Source organism: Hymenobacter lapidiphilus, assembly GCF_013377885.1.
Classification (GTDB): Bacteria; Bacteroidota; Bacteroidia; order Cytophagales; family Hymenobacteraceae; genus Hymenobacter; species Hymenobacter lapidiphilus.
Genome location: NZ_JABKAU010000044.1, coordinates 1 through 18,871 on the forward strand (window position 1 = coordinate 1; position 18,871 = coordinate 18,871).

Annotated in this window: 17 protein-coding genes and 1 tRNA gene; 5 read left to right on the forward strand and 13 right to left on the reverse strand. The window is 59.7% G+C overall.

Going from position 1 to position 18,871, the window contains the following annotated elements; translation table 11 throughout:
- Positions 1 to 62 precede the first annotated feature (62 nt).
- Positions 63 to 755 carry a carboxypeptidase-like regulatory domain-containing protein gene (locus HW554_RS17390; protein ID WP_176898382.1) on the forward strand — a complete coding sequence of 231 codons (693 nt, stop codon included), beginning with the start codon at positions 63 to 65 and terminating at the stop codon, positions 753 to 755.
- 279 nt (positions 756 to 1,034) lie between these two features.
- Here HW554_RS17390 and HW554_RS17395 read toward each other — a convergent pair whose 3' ends face one another.
- The 3 genes from HW554_RS17395 to HW554_RS17405 all read right to left on the reverse strand — a co-directional run bounded on the left by HW554_RS17395 (position 1,035) and on the right by HW554_RS17405 (position 3,053).
- Positions 1,035 to 1,850, reverse strand: coding sequence for a universal stress protein (locus tag HW554_RS17395; protein ID WP_176909847.1), 816 nt, complete (start codon positions 1,848 to 1,850; stop codon positions 1,035 to 1,037).
- Between the two features lie 395 nt (positions 1,851 to 2,245).
- Entirely contained in the window at positions 2,246 to 2,536 is a 291-nt protein-coding gene (locus HW554_RS17400) for a hypothetical protein (RefSeq protein WP_176909848.1), read from the reverse strand.
- A gap of 40 nt (positions 2,537 to 2,576) precedes the next feature.
- Positions 2,577 to 3,053: a hypothetical protein gene (locus HW554_RS17405; protein ID WP_176909849.1), complete on the reverse strand. Its 477-nt coding sequence runs from the start codon at positions 3,051 to 3,053 to the stop codon at positions 2,577 to 2,579.
- Between the two features lie 149 nt (positions 3,054 to 3,202).
- Here HW554_RS17405 and HW554_RS17410 point away from each other — a divergent pair, with 149 nt between their 5' ends.
- Complete coding sequence (locus HW554_RS17410) at positions 3,203 to 3,487, forward strand: GNAT family N-acetyltransferase (protein ID WP_176909850.1); 285 nt, start codon at positions 3,203 to 3,205, stop codon at positions 3,485 to 3,487.
- 92 nt (positions 3,488 to 3,579) lie between these two features.
- Here the strand turns inward: HW554_RS17410 and HW554_RS17415 are convergent, their stop codons facing one another.
- The 3 genes from HW554_RS17415 to HW554_RS17425 form a co-directional block, all read right to left on the reverse strand.
- A complete protein-coding gene (locus tag HW554_RS17415) occupies positions 3,580 to 5,910 on the reverse strand; it encodes an endonuclease (RefSeq protein ID WP_176909851.1) in 2,331 nt (776 codons plus the stop codon).
- Between the two features lie 182 nt (positions 5,911 to 6,092).
- Positions 6,093 to 6,584: a fasciclin domain-containing protein gene (locus tag HW554_RS17420; RefSeq protein WP_246285444.1), complete on the reverse strand. Its 492-nt coding sequence runs from the start codon at positions 6,582 to 6,584 to the stop codon at positions 6,093 to 6,095.
- 377 nt (positions 6,585 to 6,961) lie between these two features.
- Positions 6,962 to 7,033: transfer RNA gene (locus tag HW554_RS17425), tRNA-Arg, on the reverse strand.
- Positions 7,034 to 7,183: 150 nt separating this feature from the next.
- Here HW554_RS17425 and HW554_RS17430 point away from each other — a divergent pair.
- On the forward strand, positions 7,184 to 7,666 hold the full coding sequence (locus tag HW554_RS17430) for an Ohr family peroxiredoxin (protein ID WP_176909852.1): 483 nt from the start codon (positions 7,184 to 7,186) through the stop codon (positions 7,664 to 7,666).
- A gap of 97 nt (positions 7,667 to 7,763) precedes the next feature.
- Here the strand turns inward: HW554_RS17430 and HW554_RS17435 are convergent, their stop codons facing one another.
- The 3 genes from HW554_RS17435 to HW554_RS17445 all read right to left on the reverse strand — a co-directional run bounded on the left by HW554_RS17435 (position 7,764) and on the right by HW554_RS17445 (position 11,338).
- Positions 7,764 to 8,468, reverse strand: coding sequence for a transglutaminase-like domain-containing protein (locus HW554_RS17435; RefSeq protein ID WP_176909853.1), 705 nt, complete (start codon positions 8,466 to 8,468; stop codon positions 7,764 to 7,766).
- Between the two features lie 324 nt (positions 8,469 to 8,792).
- Positions 8,793 to 9,986 carry an ADP-forming succinate--CoA ligase subunit beta gene (gene sucC / locus HW554_RS17440; RefSeq protein WP_176909854.1) on the reverse strand — a complete coding sequence of 398 codons (1,194 nt, stop codon included), beginning with the start codon at positions 9,984 to 9,986 and terminating at the stop codon, positions 8,793 to 8,795.
- A gap of 215 nt (positions 9,987 to 10,201) precedes the next feature.
- The gene (locus HW554_RS17445) at positions 10,202 to 11,338 is read right to left on the reverse strand and encodes a glycoside hydrolase family 113 (protein ID WP_176909855.1); all 1,137 of its coding nucleotides are present in this window, start codon (positions 11,336 to 11,338) and stop codon (positions 10,202 to 10,204) included.
- A 114-nt stretch (positions 11,339 to 11,452) separates the two neighbouring features.
- Here HW554_RS17445 and HW554_RS17450 point away from each other — a divergent pair, with 114 nt between their 5' ends.
- A complete protein-coding gene (locus HW554_RS17450) occupies positions 11,453 to 12,115 on the forward strand; it encodes an ABC transporter ATP-binding protein (protein ID WP_092740471.1) in 663 nt (220 codons plus the stop codon).
- A 296-nt stretch (positions 12,116 to 12,411) separates the two neighbouring features.
- Positions 12,412 to 13,203, forward strand: coding sequence for a hypothetical protein (locus HW554_RS17455; protein ID WP_176909856.1), 792 nt, complete (start codon positions 12,412 to 12,414; stop codon positions 13,201 to 13,203).
- Between the two features lie 67 nt (positions 13,204 to 13,270).
- On the opposite strand, the gene HW554_RS17460 is transcribed toward HW554_RS17455, so the two are convergent.
- The 4 genes from HW554_RS17460 to HW554_RS20425 form a co-directional block, all read right to left on the reverse strand.
- Positions 13,271 to 14,422, reverse strand: a complete 1,152-nt coding sequence (locus tag HW554_RS17460; protein WP_176909857.1) for an FAD-dependent monooxygenase — start codon at positions 14,420 to 14,422, stop codon at positions 13,271 to 13,273.
- 296 nt (positions 14,423 to 14,718) lie between these two features.
- Positions 14,719 to 16,671: a molecular chaperone DnaK gene (gene dnaK, locus HW554_RS17465; protein ID WP_176909858.1), complete on the reverse strand. Its 1,953-nt coding sequence runs from the start codon at positions 16,669 to 16,671 to the stop codon at positions 14,719 to 14,721.
- A gap of 263 nt (positions 16,672 to 16,934) precedes the next feature.
- Complete coding sequence (locus HW554_RS17470; protein WP_176909859.1) at positions 16,935 to 17,810, reverse strand: alpha/beta hydrolase; 876 nt, start codon at positions 17,808 to 17,810, stop codon at positions 16,935 to 16,937.
- 68 nt (positions 17,811 to 17,878) lie between these two features.
- Complete coding sequence (locus tag HW554_RS20425; RefSeq protein WP_218134770.1) at positions 17,879 to 18,862, reverse strand: pseudouridine synthase; 984 nt, start codon at positions 18,860 to 18,862, stop codon at positions 17,879 to 17,881.
- Between the last annotated feature and the right edge of the window lie 9 nt (positions 18,863 to 18,871).

The window sequence follows — 18,871 nt, forward strand, 5'->3', positions numbered from 1 at the left end:
GATAACTCGGTTAACGTAGCGCGTTATTTCTACCTGCTTCTCTCTAACATTCCGGAAACGCTATGAAAGCGACTTACTTGACATTAGCAGCGCTTACCTTACTAGTTACTGGTTGCGCCCGAAAGGACGAGATTGAGGACTGCCTGGGCTCCTGCACCACGGTAACAGGACGTTTGGTTACCTCGGATGGGCAACAAGCTCTGCCGAATACTACTGTAGAAGCAGAGTGGCACTATGGTGCTCCCTTTCCCCAAGGAAAAACCAAAGCTCGTACTACCTCCGATGCCAATGGTAATTATAGACTGACCTTTTTCGTCAAGGACGAAGAGCTGGCGGAGGGCTTCTTCGTGATAAATTACCTGGCCAATAAACAGGATTTCTATGTAATTGGTGAACCCAGCCAGGCTATTCACAAAATCAAAAGGGATACTACTTATAGGCTTTCTGACTATTTAATTCCTCGCAAGGCGTTTGTTCGGCTCTCCATTACCAACCCGGCGGCCGTTTCCACCAATTACTTTGCATCTAGCTTCAACAACAGCTATGGTACTTCCATTGCGTTCAACCCGCAGTCTCTAGGTGGCGGTTCCTTAATATCCTGGGCTGGGCTGCCGCTCGAAAACCCTCTGCCAATAGCTGGCGACCTGCCCATAATAGTGAGGAGTTTTAAAGACAAAAACGGCATCACCGAACGCACTATTGACTCGTTGTTCATCCCCGCTGGTACCACTGCTAACTACACCGTAACCTACTAATCAGCAGTGTAGGCTTGTGCTGCTCCGCTATAACTACACTTGTACTGTTTTGTCGGGGCGGCCTCGTAGATGGCGTGTACGAGGCGGATTTCGCGCAGGCCCTCTTCGCCGGGGGTGGGGCGTTTTGTTTTCGAGTACGAACTCGGTCATGTGGTCGAGCTCGGTGGCAAACTGGTTTCCTTCCTTGAGCCGGGTCTTACGGTGGCTGTCTTTGTCGCCGACAACCATGACGTTTTCACAGTAGCAAGAACCTCCTGAACAGCTGATACCTTAAAAAAATCAAGAAGTTGGAAGCAATAGTACGGGCCGGGAGCTGTGCAATACTGCCTGCGCCGTAACGCTCTGGTTGAACAGCTGGCCCCAGAAGCTGCGCCGCCGCGCCGGCAGTACTAACCAGTCGGCCTGCACGTCGGTGGCAGCTCGCAGAATGCCAGCTGGCACATCGGAGTCAAGTACGGTGTGCGTTTCGACCGGTAGGTCGAGGCCGTCCAGTAGCCCGCTTCCGGCCAGGATGTCGTGCGCGGGTACTGACTCGGCTTCTGCGTTGGAGGCCACATGGCAAACCGTGAGGCGGGGCTGCAGCTCGCGCAACAGCTCCTGTACCCCGACTGGGGGAGTGGCAAAGCTGAACGGCTCCCCATCGAGGGCCACCAGCAGATGCCGGGGCAGAACCGGGTCGTTGGCCGGCAGCGGAATTACCAACAGCGGCGTATTGGTAGAGCGTAGCAGATTCAGAGCCGTGGTGCTCACCAACTGGTCGGGCGTTTGCTGCGTGTCGGGCTTGCCTAACACTACCAGGGCCGGCGCGTACTTCTGTACGGCCGCCGCCAAGGCCTCTGGCAGGCGGTCATTCACCGATTCGGTGACGACGGGCACCGACAGGCCCGCCGTACGCTCGGCGAAAGCGGCGGCAATCTGCTCCTCGTTTAGATGACGGATGCTGCCAGTTAAAGCTTCCGGATCGAGCAGGCTCTCGCGGCGTACATACAGCAACAGTAATGGCGCTTTCAGCAGTGCTGCCAGGGCGGTAGCGTGGCGCAGGGCCAGGTCGGCGTCCGGACTGAAATCGGTCAGGACAAGTAACGGAGCGGTCATCGCGCTAAGGGGAAAGGGGTGAGAAAAAGCCGTCTGCAATGAGCGGGCGGTGAAACCGAACAAAGCCAGCCACCGGCATGGCAACCTCTATATACTTAGAATTCAGTACATCTGCACTTCGCTGTGAGTGCAGGCTGCTTTGGTGGGGCCTTGCTTACGCTGAGGGCTTATTCAATGGGACTGGCGCTTTTTGCTACATGCCTACAGTCGCTTGTGCGTAAGCCCTGGCTCTGTGAGGTAGCCGATTAAGCCAGCTCAACTGACAGATAAAGCCTCGTGATGTAACCGGATGGCGGCCTCTACCGGGTTCAGTATCAGGTGCATGATAGCAACCCACCAAAAAGGCCCCTTCGCCACGCGGGCAAAGGGGCCGGAACAAAGGCCGCTTAGCTGGCTCAGCGGTTGTTGTCGTTTATCGGGTTGTTGAAGCCGGTGATGCGAAGCTCATCGGTAGTCGATTCGGTATCAGGATCGGGGCCGGTGGTAGCACCGCTGGGCGTGCCCGACATAGCGTTTTCGAGTTGGGTGCTCGTGTCGAGCGTGCCTTCCTCGTCGCGCTTGTAGCCATACAACTCCTCGCGGTGTTTGCGCTGCTCCTCGGTTAGGTTGCTGTTCTTGGCGTCGAGGGCGGCGGCAGGGTCCTGGTTCAGGTTTTCGTCGGATTCGTTCTTTTTATCAGTGCTCATCTCGAAGTGGGTCTGGAGTGAAGAAAAAGGCGCGGCGTCCTTAGTCGTTGTTCGGCATTTCGTTTTCCTTGCCCGAGCCGGGAATGCCGCGGCCGTTGTCGGCGCGCAGAGCGCTGAATTCGTCGGGGTTGTCGTTGGTACCCACGTTGGTATTGCTTTCCTCGGCAGCATCAGAAGCCGGGGCTTTGGTGCGGTTGGCGGGCTCGGCGGTAGGCCAGTTACGGGTGCCGCCGCCGTAGCGCGGGTCGTCTTTGGCCCACCCTTCGCGTTGTTCTTCATACTCAGCATCTTCAGCCTGGTGTACGGCGTCGGAATCGAGGTTCTGCGGGGCGCTACCGCGCTGCTCGGCAAAGGCCACCGAAGGAGCCGACTCGCCGCCTTTAGTTACACTCTCGTCCTCGCTAACCGGCTGGCTGGGGCTGTCGGGGTGGCCGAATTCGCCGTATTTGGGGGCGTCATGATGAGCTTTGGAAGGGTCGCGGGAAGGATCGGTAGGGTTGGTTGGGGTGGTCGACATAAAAAGGGAAAGAGTAGGGGAGAATAAACGGGAAACGGAGGCGCAGATGGCCGTCGTTGCTATTCATACGTAAACTTTCAGGAAATGGCGGTGTCCGGTTGTGCTTGCGCCGGAGCCGCTGCCTATTCTTTCCTTCTTTTGTTTCTTCTATGTCTCTCCCAATTCAGCACGAGCCCGAAAACCAGCAATTTACCGTGTCTCAGGATGGCCACTCGGCCGAGCTGTCCTACAGCCTGCCTGCCAAAGACGTCATCGATTTCACCCACACCTTTGTGGAGGAAGAGCTACGTGGCCAGGGTATCGGCGACGAGCTGGCCAAAGCCGGCCTGGCCTACGCCCGCGAGAAAAAGCTGAAAGTGCGCACTACCTGCTCCTTCATGGCCGGTTACGTTGCCCAGCATCCCGATTACCAGGATTTGGCCGAGGCAGGCTAGAACCAGATTGAACCTGCCGTTCCGGCAAGCAAAAAGCCCCCGATGTCGGTAAGACGTCAGGGGCTTTTTGCTTGCCGGAACGGCGGGCGCTTTTACCGGCGCACTTCCACGCGGCTGGTGTAGGTTACACCGTCGGCGGTTACGCGCAACAGGTACAGTCCTTCGGCCAGCAGCTGCACATCGAGCGTAGCTACCTCGGCAGCCGATAGCGGCTGGCTGCGGCTGAGTACCTGCTGGCCCAGCATATTGTATACGCTGATAGTAGCTGCCTGCCGGCCTTTCAGCTGCGGCAGGCGCACCTGCAGGCGGCCAGTGGCCGGGTTCGGGAATACCTCCAGGCCCTCGCCCAAACGGGCTGCGCTGGTGGTGCTCGTAATGGTTACGCAGTTGCTGGTGTGGCGCCCGATGTTGTCGTACACATCAGTGCCCGCAAAAGTCCATTCGGCCCGCGCGTTGGTCCAGCGCTTCTGTCCCTGGTTCACGGCAGCATTGCGCACGAGGGTGGCGTTGGTGGTGCTACCACCGCCCGGCAACTGCCAGCCACCGGTTGGCTGCTGCCCGATTACACCAATAATATCGAGCGTGTCGGTGCCGTCCATTAGCAATAGCGCATCATCGCCATTGAAGAATCCCAGATTCGACTCCAGATCAGTTTGTGCCTTAACGATGGGCGAGGCTACGCCGGTGTTGGCAATCACGTACACGTCGCCGGGTGCGATGGTGCCGCTGAGCGTAACCGTGGCCGTGGCGTTGGTAGAGCCGTTGGCAAACAGGCGCACCGAAATGCCCTCCAGATCGATGGGAGAAATCGAAGGGTTATAGATTTCAACGGCTTTGCTGTTGCTGGCCAGTCCCTCAATGTATTCCGAGAAGAACAACGTAGTGCAGGGTGCGGTGGGCGGCGCTACGTCATCGTTGAGGATAGTTAGCTCGTGGGTGCGGAGAGGACCGAGCACTGCGCCGCCCGTGGTGGGCGTACCGAGGGCCAGCAACACCGTTTCGTTGGACTCTGCCAACAGGTCGCCTACCACGGTGAGGGTTACGGTCTGGGTCTGGTTTACCTGGCCAGCCGCGAAGGTGAGGCTGGTCGTCGTCAGGGTATAGTCGGCGGGCGTGGTGGCGGTGGTGCCGGCCGCCTGCACTGTTACCGGAATCGTAACGGCGGCCGTGGGGGCAGCGCCGGACAGCGTAACATTCACGGTATAGGTGCTGAAACCGGCATTGCCTTCGGTTAGGCTGCCTTTGGCGGCAGCGAACTGAATGGTTGGGGCCGCGCCGTCATCATTGAGAATGGTCAGCTCGTGCTGGGCCGGGCCGCCCACGGCCGCGCCGGCAGAAGGGTTAGTAAGGGCCAGTACCACGGTTTCATCGGCCTCAGGCGTCAGGTCGCCATTAATGGTTACGGTTATCGGCTGGGTGGTCTGGCCAGCCGCGAAGGTCAGCGTCTGAGGCGAAGTGAAGACAAAATCCTGGCCGCTGGTGGCCGTAGAGGTTGTAGCAGCCAAACTCAGCTGCACCGTAAGCGGGGCAGTGGGAGTGGGGCTGATGGTGACGCTGGTCGTGTAGGTGCTGGTGCCGCTGTTGCCCTCGGCAATGCTGCCGGTAGCGGTAGCAAACGCGAAAGTCGGCAGCACTTGGAAGCCCCAGGCGCGGGCCACGAGGTCGGGGTAGGCGATGTACGGGTTGAAGTTGCCCTGGCTTTTGGCGGCGCGGCGGTTACGCTCCCGCTCGCGGGCATCTACCGGGTCGGCTTGGTGCCACTGGTAAAGCGTGTTCAGGTCGGCCGCAGCCGTAATTACGTCCTTTCCCGAGTCGAACCGCTGACCCTGGTGCATGGTGTAGAAGTAAAAAATAGCCCGCGCCAGGTTGCCCTTATGGTCTTCGCGGGGCTCAAACAACGAGTTGGTATCCTCACTGTACTCGTCGATGTTGGTGGTTGGAACCGTCGTCTGACTGCTGGCACCGCGCATCCACTTGGTGGTCTGGTTGTCCGGAATTTCCGCAAACGGATCAGAGCCGCGGTCGGAGTTCCAGGTGATGAACGTCGGGAACAGGTGGTGAATGTCGGTGCGCATGCGTACCTGCTCATCAAACCACGACTGCGGCACAGTGTGCTCGGTATTGATGCGGCTAACCACGCTGGGGCTGGTAGCGGTTGAGTCGAACCGTACGGTTTCGGTGTAACCCGAGTACACGCACACGAGCTGCCCGTTCTGGTTGTCTACGTAGTTGTACATCTTGCCGCGGGCGGTGCTGTAGTCCAGTTCCACGCGCTTGCCGTCGTACCAATTCTGGCGTAGCCAGTCCTTCAGGCTCTGGCCCTGCAGGCTGGTGGGCGGGGCCGCGGGCATAGTCTGGGCCGAGGCTGTTCCCAGGCCCACGCACAGTATGGTGGTCAACATCCAGGCGAAAAAGTGTTTCATCAAGCAGTAAAAAGGGTGGAAAGCTAAACTGTCTGTAAAGATCGGTAAAGATTTTCCGCCCGCAAACAACCCACTGCTGATGCTTTTTCAAAGGCGTATCATGCTTGTCAGTCCAAACAAAAAAAGCGCCCGACCCTATACAGGGACGGGCGCTTTGGCAATTGTCAGGGTTATCGAATACCTTACTTAGCAGGCATCAGTACCGTATCGATAACGTGTGTAACGCCGTTCTTCGATACTGCATCGGCTACCGTTACAGTGGCTTTTCCGCCCTTGGCGTCGTGCAGCATCACCATGTTACCGGTACGGTGTACCATCAGGGTCTCGCCCTGCACGGTCGTCAGAGTCTGGCCATCCTTCAGGTCGGCGGCCAATAGGCGGCCGGGCACTACGTGGTAGGTAAGAATGGTGGTGAGCGTAGCCTTGTTTTCGGGCATTACCAGCGTGTTCACAGTGCCAGCCGGCAGCTTATCGAAAGCGGCGTTGGTAGGAGCAAATACGGTAAACGGCCCGTCGCTCTTCAGCGTGTTCACCAGGTCGGCAGCCTTCACGGCCGCTACCAGCGTGGTATGGTCGGAAGAGTTAACGGCGTTGTCCACGATGTCCTTGTCAGGTGTCATCATGGCTCCACCCACCATCACTCCGGCCGACTTGCTCATGTTCATGTCAGCCATGTCGGCTCCTTCGCGGGGCTTGGTAGTGGCCTTCATCTTGCCGCCACGAGGCGTTTTGCCCTTTACTTTGGTTTTGCCGTCGTCGGCTACTTTGGTTTTGGTCATCATCCCGTCTTCGGTCGTGACCTTGGTTTTTTCGTCGTCCGATTTCTTGGTCATCGTACCCTGGGCCAAGACCGAGCCGGCGCTGAGGGTAAAAGAGAGGGCCAAAACAGAAAGCATGTACTTATTCATAGGTAGTCAATTTAGTAGGAGATGAAGCTAGGCGTACCGTCGAGGTAAACGCCCGCCTTGTACGGCGCATCTTGCATAAAGGATACATTTCCTGTATGAGGGGCATGAAAAAAGCCCTCTGCGTTCAGGCAGAGGGCTTTATGTGGTCGCGCTAGGAATCGAACCTAGATCTAGAGCTTCGGAGGCTCCCATACTATCCGTTGTACTACGCAACCCGTTTGGGAGCCGCAAAACTAGAGAGAAAAAGCGCCTTTGCCAAACCTGTTTCCGCTTTTTCTGCGAAATCCTATACCCCTGCCGAGTAACCTTCCGGCGGGCTAGGCAGTTAATTAGCCAAACCTCTTTCTCACCAGCTATTCCTTCTTATGGCAAGTACCGAAAAAAAGACTCTCTATACCGCCGACGCCACCGCAGTAGGCGGCCGTAGCGGCCACGTCCGTTCCGCCACCGGCATCATCGACCTCGAAATGTCGGTTCCCGAGGGCTTGGGCGGCAAAAAGAACGCCACCAACCCCGAAGAGCTGTTCGCTGCCGGCTACTCCTCGTGCTTCCAGCAGGCATTGCTCGTTATTGCCCAACGTGCCGGCGACAAGCTCGACCCCAACACCGAAGTGAAATGCTCCGTCTCGCTTTTCCAGGAGGGCGAAGCCTATGGTCTGTCAGCTATTCTTGATGTAGATCTGAAAGCCTTTGATGAGCAGAAGAGCGTGGATATGGTGCGTCAGGCCCATACCATCTGCCCCTACTCGGTAGGTACCCGCGGCAATATGGAAGTGGAGTTGCGCGTGAAAGGCAAAGCTATTTCCCTGAAAGCCGAAGACAATGCCGGCGTAGCCAGCCAGAAGTAGCTCTCGCTGCGTTAAATACCAAACGGCCCGGAGTCCTCACTGGATTCCGGGCCGTTCGGCGTTAAACGCGCCAGATAATAAAACTACGAACTGGAGACTAATGAACCGGCGACTCCCCGAAGCCCGACTGTGCTATTCGCTCGTTGGCAACCGGCGAAGCGTAGAAGGTAGCTGCCGAACTGGTGTAGCGCATATTGCGGATACGGGTAGTGCGCTGAAATATAGTAGGCTTATGCGCCCCGGATGGCACAAGCATCAGCCCGGTCGATGATTTGCTGATACCGTAACGGTTGTCGAGCACAGTGTCGAAGTAGTACAGATACTGCCTTACCCACCGGAAGTAGGAGCGGGCCCCAGCCCGGGTAGAGTTGAGCACTGTCAGTTCGGGGCGGCCGGCCTGCAGGGCCTGTTGTAGCTCCATGGCATTGAGCGGAGTGGGGCCGAGCATTGGAATGATATCGGCTTGGGCGTCTACCATTACCCATTTGCCTTGGTCGGGCAGCCAGGCTTCGGCCAGGGCGTGGCCGGCGGCCGAGGCTTTGGTCTGCACGTTGGCCGCCTTCAGGTACAGCGGCCGGGCTCGAATGCCCACTGCATTCAAAGCCGTGGCCAGCACCAGCCCGTATTCCACGCATTGCACCGACTCTCCGGCCTGAGCTGCGTGTAGAATGTCAAAGGCGTCGGTTGATTTGAATGTCTGGCGGCCGTCGTGCTCCAGCCGGAAGTACACCCATCGGCACATTGCCCGGGCCCTACCCAAATCGGTTTTTTCTGAGGCAACCACATTGGCCAAACCAAACATTTCCCGAAACCGGGTTAAGTAAGCTGAGTCGGGCGAACTGAAAAGCGGGGGGTAGGCTACCGAGTCGGGGGCAGTCTGGTAGGCAATTATCGGCTGGTCTAAGGAATGGCTTGCGAACCGGAATTGGCCGACAGTTGGCAGAGCCAGACTGGTGGCAAACAATGAAATGAGTAAAATCTTACTTTTCATACGCTAAAGCCAATAAAGGAGAGTTGGCGTTAACGCGAAACGAGCGGCAAGGTTGACCCGGGCGCAAACAAAGAGCCCACCTGGTAAAACCAGGCGGGCTCTTTGGTAAGCAAAAATTATGAAAGTCAGGCAGTTCTACTTAGCCAGTACTTCCTTCACGCGCTCGGCGGCGTCCTTCAGCAGCACGGCTGAGTAGACCTTCAGGCCGCTCTCGTCGATGATGCGGGCACCTTCTTCGGCGTTGGTGCCCTGGAGGCGCACGATGATAGGCACGCGGATGTCGCCGATGTTCTTGTAGGCTTCTACCACACCGTTCGCTACCCGGTCGCAACGCACGATACCACCGAAGATATTAATCAGGATGGCCTGCACGTTGGGGTCCTTCAGGATGATTCGGAAACCGGCTTCTACGGTTTCGGCCGAGGCCCCTCCCCCTACGTCGAGGAAGTTGGCCGGCTCGCCGCCGCTCAGTTTGATGATGTCCATGGTGGCCATGGCCAGACCAGCGCCGTTTACCATGCAGCCCACGTTGCCGTCGAGCTTCACATAATTCAGGTTCGAGGCCGAGGCTTCTACTTCCAACGGGTCTTCTTCGTTGGTGTCGCGCAGGGCGATGAAGTCCTTGTGGCGGTAGAGGGCGTTTTCGTCGAGGTCCACCTTAGCGTCAACGGCCAGGATCTTGTTGTCCGAGGTCTTCAACACGGGGTTGATTTCGAACATGGCCGAATCGGTTTCGTCGTAGGCCTTATACAGGGCCGTTACGAACTTCACCATCTCCTTGAACGCCTCACCCGACAGGCCGAGGTTGAAAGCAATTTTGCGCGCCTGGAAGCCCTGCAGACCTACGCGCGGGTCGATATGCTCGCGGTGGATTTTCTCGGGATGCGCCTCGGCTACTTCCTCGATGTCCACGCCGCCTTCGGTGGTGTAGATAATAACGTTCTGACCAGTAGCCCGGTCGAGCAACACGCTCATGTAGTACTCCTTGGTCTCCGACTCGCCGGGGTAGTACACATCCTGCGCTACAAGCACCTTGTGCACCTTGCGGCCTTCGGCACCGGTTTGCTTGGTTACGAGCTGCATGCCGATGATCTGGCCGGCAATTTCCTTTACCTGTTCCAGGCTTTTGGCGAGTTTCACCCCACCGCCTTTGCCGCGGCCACCGGCATGAATCTGGGCCTTGATAACGTACCAGCTGGTGCCGGTGTCGGCGGTGAGCTTTTCGGCAGCTGCAACGGCCTCCTCGGCCGTATTGGCCACGATGCCTTCCTGTATGCGCACGCCGTAGCGTTTCAAAATGTCTTTGCCCTGATACTCGTGAATGTTCATAGAGGTCAGTTATGGGGGTGGTTTCTAACCGCGAAAGTAGGCAGAATTGAGTTGGGAGTTGATGGGAGATAAGGAATTGTTAGGTAATAAAGTGCTGGCGTGAGGAAGTTTCGGGGTAAGGCAGTGATGAGGTGACGAGGTGAAAAGAACGTCATTCAGCGCAGTATGCGCTGAATGACGTTCTTTTCACCTCGTCACTTCGTCGCCTGGTTTCCTTACGTACCCTTCAAAAACCACTCGCTCATTACGCGCTCGGCGGGCTTGTGCTGGGGCGTAAAGTCGGCGTGGCGGCGGGAGGGGCCGTCGGGCTGCAGGCCGGGGTACCACTTCCAGATAAAAATGCCCTTAAACCAGGGTTTGGGCCAGAACGTCTCGAACAGGGCGGCGTAGCAGGCCGCCTGGGTGGCCTCGTCGGTGGGCGTAAGCACATCCAGCTTCTGGGGCCATTCCCAGGGCTTTGCTGCCGCGTCGACGGTGGTTTTGTAGCCGGCTTCCGTAAACACAACGGGCTTGTTGTACTGCTTCTGTACGGCGGCTATGCGGCGTAGCGGCTCGCGCCAGCCGGCCAGCAGCTGTGCTTTTTTGGGGCTGGGTTCGGTGCTGAGAGGGAAGTAGGCCTGCACGCCGATAAAGTCCAGCGCATCCCAGAACTTCACCTGCTCGAACTCGCCGCTCCAGTTGGCAGCGTACGTGAGCGGGCCGCGGTACACCTGCCGGATTTGCCGGATAAGCGCCCGCCACTCGGCCTCGTGGCCTACGGTGCGCTCCAGCTCGGTACCAATGCAGAGTGCGTCCAGCTGGCCGGCTTCGGCCAGCCGGGCATAGTGCAGGATGAAGGCCGAGTAGCTGCTGAACCAGGCCTGCCAGTCGGCTTCGGACGTCATGTTGATGTCGCCTACCCAACTGCCGCCGGGGCCGCGCAGCCACAAGTGGGGCTTGAGCAGCGTCCGGATGCCGCGCTGCCGCGCCCGCCGGGCCGTGAACAGGATGCCCGCGTCGCTTTCGCCCCAGTAGCGGCGGCTGGGCACTCCGGTGCGCAGCTGCACGGAGGGCTCGGTCGCGCCCGCCATCCAGCCAAAAGGCATCTGGGCAATCCAGGTCACGCCGGCCTTGGTCAGCGGCTCCAGGTCGAGGGTTGAAACCGAATCGGTGCCCACCCAGCTCACACCCCGCATCCGGCCATCGGGCGGCGGTGGGCCGGCGGGCCGGGCAGTTGCCGAGGCCGGCGGCACGAGCGGGGCCGGCACGGCGCGGGGCCAGCTCCACCAGCTGGCCGCCAGCACCAGCAGCCCGGCGGCTATCAGTAACAGCGCGCCCAGCCAGCGCGGAAAACGGAAAGCGGGGAGGGGCATAAGCAGCATAGGAACCGGGAAGATACGTCTGGCCCACCCTCAATGCCACTGCAACGCCCGACATTGCGTAGATTTGTTTCCGTACTTCTCTTTGTCCCCGTTCCCCGCCCCGTTTTGCTGCAAGCCATCAACGTCCGCAAGAGCTACAATACGCTGGAAGTGCTCAAGGGCATCGACCTGACCATCGAGAAATCGGAAATTGTGTCCATCGTGGGCTCATCGGGAGCCGGTAAAAGCACGCTGCTGCACATTCTGGGCACGCTCGACAATCCCGATTCGGGCGAGGTGCTGTTTGATGGCGAGTCGGTTAGCTCGCTGGGACGCTCCGATCTGGCCCGGTTTCGCAACCGCCACATCGGCTTCATCTTCCAGTTTCACAACCTGCTACCCGAATTCACGGCCCTCGAAAACGTGTGCCTGCCGGCCTATCTGGCGGGCCGCTCGGAGAAAGAAACCCGGGTGCGGGCCCGCGAATTGCTCGGCATGCTGAACCTGGAGCGCCGCGCCGACCACAAGCCCTCCGAAATGAGCGGCGGCGAGCAGCAGCGCACGGCCGTAGCCCGCGCCCTCATCAACTCCCCCGAAATCATCTTCGCCGACGAGCCCTCGGGCAACCTCGACTCGCAGAACGCCCAGGAGCTGCACCAAATTTTCTTCCTGCTCCGCAAAGAACTGGGCCAGACCTTCGTCATCGTCACGCACAACGACCAGCTGGCCGAAATGGCCGACCGCACTATCACGATGAAGGACGGTTACATCTGGGAAGGGGATAACTAAGCAGCCGTATAGCCAGCCCGAAGATAGCACGAAGACGCCGGCCACCCGCCGGCGTTTTTTTGTGCCCTGGCATCTGTATTCGGACTGATTGTGCAAGTGGTATCGGTAGCCTTCATTTCTTAGTACAAGCTAAAAATGGTAGTGACTAATCAGATTGGAAATTATGTTCATAAATAACTGGTAATCAGATATAAAAATTATATAAAAATTAGTGAGTTTTTGCACTAATTGCGTGGGGTATCGGTTATATACCCGAACGCATTTATGTCATTACAGGAACCTAACGGAAAAGCACCATGAGCCAAGCAGTCAAAGCCCCCAAAGAGCCCGTTCGCAAGCCCAAAGTTGAGAGCTACGACCTGTCGCACTCCGACGAGACACTGCACTTGGCTACCGATCTGGCCAAATTTATTAAGGAGAACAAGCTCACGACCAACGTGCAGGGCAAGGAGTTTGTGAACGTGGAAGGCTGGCAGTACGCCGGCTCGCGTCTGGGCATCGTGCCCGTGGTCGAGCACGTCATCAACGTCAGCAACGACCAGGAGATTAAGTATCAGGCCAAGGTAATTCTCTTCGACCTGAAGAGCGGCCAGACCGTGGGTGCCGGCTTCGCCGTGTGCTCTAACAAAGAGCAGGGCAAGAAATTCTACCAGGAATTTGCCATCATGAGCATGGCCCAGACCCGCGCCATCGGCAAGGCTTACCGCAACATTCTGGCCTGGATTATCCGCGCCGCTGGCTACGAGCCAACCCCGGCCGAGGAGATGGACTACGCTGGCAACACGCCTATCGTGGCCGAAACGCCCGCTCCGGCTCCACAGGCTGCTTCAGCCGCGCCCGTGGCCATGAAGGCGGTGCCCGCCGAGTCGGTTGCTGCTGCCGAGTCATCGGCCCCGGCTTATGCTTCGGCCTCGCAGAAGGAGGAAATTATCCGCCTGCTCAACCATCCGGTAGTTACCCGCGCCGAGAAGACCAAGATGCTGCTCAACATCAACCGCCTCGACGAGGAGCGTGCCACCCAGGCTATTGCCAAGCTGAAGAAAGCCATTGATGACCGTGAAAACGGCCAGACGGCTGCTGCCGCTTAAGTATCAGACTTAAAACATAAAGCCCGGTTTCTGAAAAGGAACCGGGCTTTATGTTTAAGCCGCAACGCTACAATTCCTCATATAGCCACGCCATCTGGCTACGGCCGACGGCGGCGGGCAAAAGGCGCATAACGGTGTTGCGGAGGCGGATGAGCAGCGGGTTCTCTAGCTGTCCCACGCGGCCCATCCGCCAGGAAGTGCGGACGATACGGGCAGTGCGGGGCCGGCGCTGCCTTTCGAATATCTGGAAAGCGGCAGGTAAGTCGGTGGGGGAGGAGTGAAGGCAGCGGGCCAGTACGGCGGCATCTTCGATGGCCATGCCCGCGCCCTGGCCCAGGTTGGGCGTGGTGGCGTGGGCCGCATCGCCGAGCAGCAGCACCCGGCCACAGGCGAAGTGAGGCAGCGGCGGCAGGTCCAGAATGTCGTTCCAGAGTAGCTGGTCGTCGCGGGTGAGGGCCAGCAGCGCGGGCACCGGCGCATGGAAACCGGCGAATTCGCGCTGCAGGTCGGCCACCCGGTAATCCCGGAAGCGGGGGCTGCGCGGCTCGGCGCTGTTGAGGCAGGCGAACCAGTATACCCTGCCACCGCCCACCGGCACGTAACCGAACCGCCGGCCCGCCCGGCCCCAGGTTTCCCCCGATTCGCCGGCCATCAGCCCCAGCACGCTCGCATCAACCACGCCGCGCCAGCAGGTGTAGCCGGCGTAGCGCGGCATGGTTGCCGGCCACAGCTGTTGGCGCACCCGCGAGTTCAGCCCGTCGGCACCCAGCAGGGCATCGGCGTGGGCCACGGTGCCGTCGGCAAAGTGGGCGGCCACGCCGGCTGGGGTTTCGTGCAGTTGCTCGAAAGCCGTGCCCAGCTGCACGGTGTCCGGCGGCAGGCCCGCCAGCAGCGCCCGTTGCAGGTCGGCCCTATGGATGCCCACGTTTTCGAAGCCCAGCTTCTGGGTGAACCCGTTGGTATCGGCGGCCTGCAGTACGTGGCCCTGCTGGTCGAGCAGGCGCAGCTGCCGCACGGGTGCGCCCAGCGCCGCCACGGCGTCGTGCAGGCCCAGCTCGTGGAGTGCACGCATGGCGTTGGCCCCCAGCACCACGCCGGCACCTACTGGCCGGAGTTCGGGCGCGGCCTCGTACACCCGCACCGCGTGGCCCAGGTTCAGCAGGGCGTGTGCCGTGGCAAGGCCCCCGATGCCCGCTCCGATAATGATGAAATCGGCCATAGCGTAAAGTTAGACGAGTAAAAACACCGCGTATTAGAGCGATTCTTGGGTTGCTATAGGGTGTATAGAGACGCGACCCGTCGCGCCTCCTCGCTGCACAATAACCGTTCAACGATTAGACACGATGGGTCGCGTCTCTACACACTGTACAATGAATTGATAAATGCTTTGGGTGCCACTTTGGGTTAACGGCAAAGATTGCAAACTGCACAAAAAAAGGCCCGAAGCAGCTTGCTCCGGGCCTTTCAAACATACCAAAAATTAGCGCTGTTACTTCAGAAAGCGCGAATTGATGCTTACTTCTTGCCTTCTACTTCCTCGTAATCTACATCGGTTACGTTGTCGGAGTTGGCACCTTGCTGGCCGTTGCCGCCGGGCTGCCCATCGGCACCGCCGAAGGGGTTGCCACCGTCGGCACCGGGCTGGCCACCTTCGGCACCGCCCTGGGCGTACATCTCCTGCGAGGCAGCCTGCCAAGCCGTGTTGATGGCGGCCATAGCGGTATCAATGGCACCGAGGTCCTTGCTCTCGTGGGCCTTCTTGAGGTCGGCGAGGGCGTCTTCGACGGCCGTTTTGTTGCCGGCGCTCAGCTTGTCGCCGTACTCGGTCATCTGCTTCTCGGTCTGGAAAATCATGGAGTCGGCCTGATTGACCTTCTCGATTTTCTCGCGCTCGGCCTTATCGGCTTCGGCGTTCGACTGGGCTTCCTGACGCATCCGCTCGATGTCGGCGTCGGAGAGACCCGACGAGGCTTCGATGCGAATTTTCTGCTCCTTGCCAGTGCCTTTATCCTTGGCTGTTACGTGCAGAATGCCGTTGGCATCAATGTCGAAGGTTACTTCGATCTGCGGAACGCCGCGGGGCGAAGGCGGAATGGAATCGAGGTGGAACTTGCCAATAGTGCGGTTCTGCGAAGCCAACGGCCGCTCGCCCTGCAGTACGTGGATTTCCACACTTGGCTGGTTGTCGGAAGCCGTCGAGAACGTCTCCGATTTCTTGGTCGGAATCGTGGTGTTCGACTCGATGAGCTTGGTCATCACACCGCCCATAGTCTCGATGCCGAGGCTCAGCGGGGTTACGTCGAGCAGCAGCACGTCCTTCACCTCGCCGGTGAGTACGCCGCCCTGAATGGCCGCGCCGATGGCTACCACTTCGTCGGGGTTCACGCCCTTGCTGGGCTTCTTGCCGAAGAACTTCTCCACTTCTTCCTGGATGCGGGGCATGCGGGTCGAACCACCTACCAGAATCACATCATCGATGTCCGAAGTGCTCAGGCCAGCGTCCTGCAGGGCCTTTTTCACGGGCTCCATGCTGCGCTTGAACAGCGAATCGGCCAGCTGCTCGAACTTAGCACGGCTCAGCTTTACCACCAGGTGCTTGGGGCCCGAAGCCGTAGCGGTGATGTAAGGCAGGTTAATTTCAGTTTCCGACGACGAAGACAGCTCTACTTTAGCTTTCTCAGCAGCTTCCTTGAGGCGCTGCAGGGCCATAGCGTCCTTGCGGAGGTCGAGGCCTTCGTTTTCCGTGGCGAACTGGTCGGCCAGGAAGTTGATGATCACCTGGTCGAAGTCGTCGCCGCCGAGGTGGGTGTCGCCGTTGGTGCTCAACACCTCAAACACACCGTTGTCGAGCTCCAGAATCGAGATGTCGAAGGTGCCACCGCCGAGGTCGTACACGGCTACCTTGTGGTTGGAATGGTCCTTGTCGAGGCCGTACGCCAAAGCGGCGGCGGTGGGCTCGTTGATGATGCGCTTCACGTCGAGGCCGGCAATGGCACCAGCTTCCTTGGTAGCCTGGCGCTGGGCATCGTTGAAGTAGGCCGGAACCGTAATGACGGCTTCGGTTACCGTGGTGCCCAAGTACTCCTCGGCGGTCTGCTTCATCTTCTGAAGCACCATAGCCGAAATTTCCTGGGGCGTATAGTTCCGGTCGCCAATTTTCACGGCTACCGTGCCATTCGTGCCACCCACTACTTCATAAGGCACGTTTTTGGTCTCCTCAGTTACTTCCGAGAAGTTACGGCCCATGAAGCGCTTGATGCTCTGGATGGTGTTGTTGGGGTTGGTAATGGCCTGGCGCTTGGCGGGGTCGCCCACCTTACGCTCGCCTTTACCATTGTCGAGAAACGCGACGATGGAGGGAGTGGTGCGGCGGCCTTCGCTGTTTGGAATTACCACCGGCTCGTTGCCTTCCATTACGGACACGCACGAGTTGGTGGTGCCGAGGTCAATACCGATTATTTTGCCCATGATGTTATGAGTAGGAGTAGAAAGTAGGTTGTCAGTTGAAAGAGGGCCGAAACCCTCGTGCACCGGTATTTACAAGAGACGTACCAGCCCCGAAAATGCTCGTTTCGAATGACAGATTGTCATTTCTGGGGAATGCGCGGCCGGTTTTCGTGCCGGACTGACTTTCTACGGGAATACGTAGGGCAGAACTTCTGCCAGCCGGGCAGGTGAGCTGAGCCTGATGAGTTGTTGAACGGCAGTAGCGCGAAGCGGAAGCTTCATGACTACTGCCTGTTCAGAAACCCCGCTACCGTGCGCTGCCACAGCGCCTCATGCTGCCGCCAATACGGCTCGTGGCCCGAACGAGAGAAGTCCTGGCGCTGTTTGGGGCCGGCCAGGGCGGCGAAGATGGCGGCAGTTTCGGTGCGGGTGACGCGCAGGTCGGCGGCGCCCCACATGAGGAGGGTAGGCGTAGTTATGCGGGCGGCGTAGGCGGTGGCGTCGAGGTTGAAGGCGTTGAAGCCGTTGGCCGCGCCGCCCCAGAACACCAGCAGGTTGGCCATCGGAAAGGCGGGTACGCCCATGGAGCGGAAGCGGCTTTGGGCAGTAGCCAGCATCGAGCCATAGGGGCATTCGAGCAGGTTGGCGGTGGGCCGGATGCCCAGTTGCGCCTCGGCCCGCAGGGTGGCTACTGCGCCCATCGAGTTGGCGTAGATGAACACCGGGCCCGGTTTCCGTTGCAGCCAGCGCACCACAGCCGCCACGTTGGCGGCCTCGTGGTAGCCCACAGTGCAGCGGTAGCCCGCCGAGTTGCCGCTGCCCGCAAAATCGGTGAGCAGCACGTTGTAGCCGAGGCTTCGGAAGTAGCCGGCCTCGTGCAGCAGCTGGCTTTTGGAGCTGGTGTAACCATGAAACAGCGCCACCGTGCCTCGGGCCCGCGGCACCGCGCCATACCAGCTGGCCAGCCGCCCGTTGGGGCCGGGTAGCTGCACAGTGGCGTACGGGAACGTGGGCAAGGTGTGGTTGCGGGGCTTGGGCGTGCGTACGCCGGTGGCCAGTAGCCACACCTTGTCGGCCGGGGTCAGGCGCTCCGGGCTATCGGTTCTCTGACCGTCTTCGGCAACAAAGTGGGTGAAGCGCCAGGCATGGAAAAAGGCCACGACGTTCAGCAGTACAAAGCCCAGCGCTACGGACAACAGCTCCCGCCGCACCAGCCGCCGCCACGGCACTAGCCGCGCCGCTTGGGCCCGCCGCCCGCTGTACCGGGCTTGCTGCCGGGTTTGCCGCCGGTTGGTTTCGTGCCGAAGGTTTTTCCGTTGCCCCCGCCGCCACCTGGTCTGGCGCCGGCCGGCCGGCTACCGGCCGATTTCCCCCCGGCGGGCTTGCTGCCCGCTGGCCGGGTGGGCGCGTCGGCCCGGCTGCTGGCTGGTTTGAATCCCGCAGGCTTAGGGCCGCCAGCAGGCCGGCCAGGTTTGCTACCGGCCGGTCTGGTGCCTGCCGGCTTGGCGTCTGCCGACCTGGTGCCGGGGGCCGTGAAGCCGCCGCGGTTGCCGCCGGTTTTCTTGCCGCCGGGCGGAATGCCGCCGGGCCAGTACTCGGAGTTTTTAGGCGTTTTGAAAGTGCCGGCCGTGGCCGTCTGGGCGGCCATGTCCTCGGTGAGGATGCGCACTTCAGTATTCGTCAGCTCACGCCACTGGCCGGGCTGTAGGTCGCCCAGGTCCATATCGGCAATGGCGGCCCGCACCAGGCGCAGGGTGGGGTAGCCTACGGCGGCCGTCATTTTGCGCACCTGCCGGTTCATGCCCTGCGAAATGCGGATTTGCAGCCAGCTGGTGGGGATGGCGGCCCGGAAGCGTACCGGCTTGCTCCGTTCCCACAGCTCGGGGGCCTGGGGCAGCAGCTCCACTTCGGCGGCCGAGGTGTAGCCCGTCTTCAGGTCTACGCCCCGCCGCAGGTTCTCCAGCGCCTCGGGCGTGGGTTCGCCTTCTACCTGCACCCAATAAGTTTTGGGCACCTTGAAGCGCGGCTCCGACAGCCGGTGCTGCAGCTGCTTGTCGTCGGTGAGCAGCACCAGCCCCTCCGAGTCATAATCGAGCCGGCCCACGGGGTAGATTTCGGGTATCTCCACAAAATCCTTAAGCGTCTGCCGGCCGGTTTCGTCGGTAAACTGGGTCAGAACTTCGTAGGGCTTGTTGAGCAGGATGTAGCGCATGGGGGAGCA

Excerpts from the sequence above, each read along its gene's own strand:
- HW554_RS17390 (WP_176898382.1), top strand. The coding sequence starts at position 63 with ATGAAAGCGACTTACTTGACATTAGCAGCGCTTACCTTACTAGTTACT.
- HW554_RS17430 (WP_176909852.1), top strand. The coding sequence starts at position 7,184 with ATGGCAAGTACCGAAAAAAAGACTCTCTATACCGCCGACGCCACCGCA.
- HW554_RS17405 (WP_176909849.1), bottom strand. The coding sequence starts at position 3,053 with ATGTCGACCACCCCAACCAACCCTACCGATCCTTCCCGCGACCCTTCC.
- HW554_RS17395 (WP_176909847.1), bottom strand. The coding sequence starts at position 1,850 with ATGACCGCTCCGTTACTTGTCCTGACCGATTTCAGTCCGGACGCCGAC.
- HW554_RS17415 (WP_176909851.1), bottom strand. The coding sequence starts at position 5,910 with ATGAAACACTTTTTCGCCTGGATGTTGACCACCATACTGTGCGTGGGC.
- sucC (WP_176909854.1), bottom strand. The coding sequence starts at position 9,986 with ATGAACATTCACGAGTATCAGGGCAAAGACATTTTGAAACGCTACGGC.
- HW554_RS17400 (WP_176909848.1), bottom strand. The coding sequence starts at position 2,536 with ATGAGCACTGATAAAAAGAACGAATCCGACGAAAACCTGAACCAGGAC.
- HW554_RS20425 (WP_218134770.1), bottom strand. The coding sequence starts at position 18,862 with ATGCGCTACATCCTGCTCAACAAGCCCTACGAAGTTCTGACCCAGTTT.
- HW554_RS17460 (WP_176909857.1), bottom strand. The coding sequence starts at position 14,422 with ATGGCCGATTTCATCATTATCGGAGCGGGCATCGGGGGCCTTGCCACG.
- HW554_RS17445 (WP_176909855.1), bottom strand. The coding sequence starts at position 11,338 with ATGCCCCTCCCCGCTTTCCGTTTTCCGCGCTGGCTGGGCGCGCTGTTA.
- HW554_RS17435 (WP_176909853.1), bottom strand. The coding sequence starts at position 8,468 with ATGTTTGGTTTGGCCAATGTGGTTGCCTCAGAAAAAACCGATTTGGGT.
- dnaK (WP_176909858.1), bottom strand. The coding sequence starts at position 16,671 with ATGGGCAAAATAATCGGTATTGACCTCGGCACCACCAACTCGTGCGTG.
- HW554_RS17420 (WP_246285444.1), bottom strand. The coding sequence starts at position 6,584 with ATGGCTGACATGAACATGAGCAAGTCGGCCGGAGTGATGGTGGGTGGA.
- HW554_RS17455 (WP_176909856.1), top strand. The coding sequence starts at position 12,412 with ATGAGCCAAGCAGTCAAAGCCCCCAAAGAGCCCGTTCGCAAGCCCAAA.
- HW554_RS17410 (WP_176909850.1), top strand. The coding sequence starts at position 3,203 with ATGTCTCTCCCAATTCAGCACGAGCCCGAAAACCAGCAATTTACCGTG.